1 protein-coding gene is annotated in these 1,123 nt (G+C 74.1%); it reads left to right on the top strand.

Going from position 1 to position 1,123, the window contains the following annotated elements; genetic code table 11:
* The coding region (locus G3N92_RS34185) for a heavy metal translocating P-type ATPase (RefSeq protein WP_206131891.1) at positions 1 to 1,123 on the top strand (1,123 nt) is incomplete at both ends.

The following is a 1,123-nucleotide window of genomic DNA, read 5'->3' on the forward strand; positions in this document are numbered from 1 at the left end:
TGGCCGTGCTGACCGCCCCGCTCGTCGCGCCGATGGTGGCGGCGCTGTTCGGCGCGTCGCTGGCGCTGCCCGCGCCGCTCGAATTCGCGCTCGCGGCGGTGGTGCAGTTCGGCTTCGGCGCGCGCTTCTACCGCGCCGCCTGGCACGCCGTGCGCGCCCGCGCCGGCAACATGGATCTGCTCGTGGCGCTCGGCACCTCGGCCGCGTTCGGCCTCAGCGTCTGGCAGATGCTGCGCGCGCCGGGCCACGCCGAGCATCTGTATTTCGAGGCGGCGGCGGTGATCGTCACGCTGGTGCGCTTCGGCAAATGGCTCGAAGCGCGCGCGAAGCGCCAGACCACCGACGCGATCCGCGCCCTGAACGCGCTGCGCCCCGAGCGCGCGCGGCTCGTCGAGCACAGCACGGAGCGCGAGGTGCCGCTGGCCGCGCTGCGCGTCGGCTCGCGCGTCGCGGTGCGGCCCGGCGAGCGCTTCCCGGTGGACGGCACGATCGTCGAGGGCGCGTCGCACGTGGACGAATCGCTGATCACGGGCGAAAGCCTGCCGGTCGCCAAATCGGCCGGCGACCGCGTGACGGCCGGCTCGATCAACGCCGAAGGCGCGCTGACGGTGGAAACCACGGCCATCGGCGCGGAAACCACGCTGTCGCGCATCATCCGTCTGGTCGAATCGGCGCAGGCCGAAAAGGCGCCGATCCAGCGCCTGGTGGATCGCGTCAGCGCCGTGTTCGTGCCGGCGATCCTCGCCATCGCGCTGCTGACGTTCGCGGGCTGGCTGCTGGCCGGCGCGCCGGCCGAAACGGCGATCCTCGACGCCGTGGCGGTGCTGGTGATCGCCTGCCCGTGCGCGCTCGGGCTCGCCACGCCGGCCGCGATCATGGCCGGCACGGGCGTGGCCGCGAAGCACGGCGTGCTGATCCAGGACGCGCTCGCGCTCGAACTCGCGCAACGCACCCGCGTGGTGGCCTTCGACAAGACGGGCACGCTGACCGAAGGCAAGCCGTCGGTCACGGCCTTCGAGGCGATCGGCGCGGCGCGCGGCGACGCGCTCGCCATCGCCGCCGCGATCCAGCGGCGCAGCGATCACCCGCTGGCGCAGGCGCTGGTGGCGGCGTTCGACGCGGA

Origin of the sequence: Burkholderia sp. Ac-20379, from assembly GCF_017104645.1 — a bacterium.
Classification (GTDB): domain Bacteria; phylum Pseudomonadota; class Gammaproteobacteria; order Burkholderiales; family Burkholderiaceae; genus Burkholderia.